The organism is Curtobacterium sp. C2H10 (assembly GCF_025407985.1).
Classification (GTDB): domain Bacteria; phylum Actinomycetota; class Actinomycetes; order Actinomycetales; family Microbacteriaceae; genus Curtobacterium.
On sequence record NZ_JABXGF010000226.1, the window covers coordinates 1 to 248 of the forward strand.

Sequence of the window (248 nt, forward strand, 5' to 3'; positions counted from 1 at the left end):
GTCTTATCCTGTTCCTTCCTCATCTACTTGTTCTTCTACTGCTTCTGGATCCTCCTGAACGTACTCCCGTAGGCCGCGACCATCACCCTGTCGTTCGAGCCGGTCTTTCTCATGTCCTTCACGTTCATCATCACGTTCTCCTGTGTCTCCTCCGCCCTTCTCCTATCTTTTTTACTCATCTTCATGTCCACGAGACTATGCTTCATCATCTTTGCCGTCTTCTGCTTCTATTTTTCGGCGAAGACCAC

At 49.2% G+C, this 248-nt stretch carries 1 protein-coding gene; it reads right to left on the reverse strand.

Translation table 11 applies throughout. The features are described 5' to 3' along the window. Window positions 1–35: 35 nt before the first annotated feature. A complete protein-coding gene (locus HWD93_RS18735) occupies window positions 36–191 on the reverse strand; it encodes a hypothetical protein (RefSeq protein ID WP_261647636.1) in 156 nt (51 codons plus the stop codon). Window positions 192–248 lie beyond the last annotated feature (57 nt).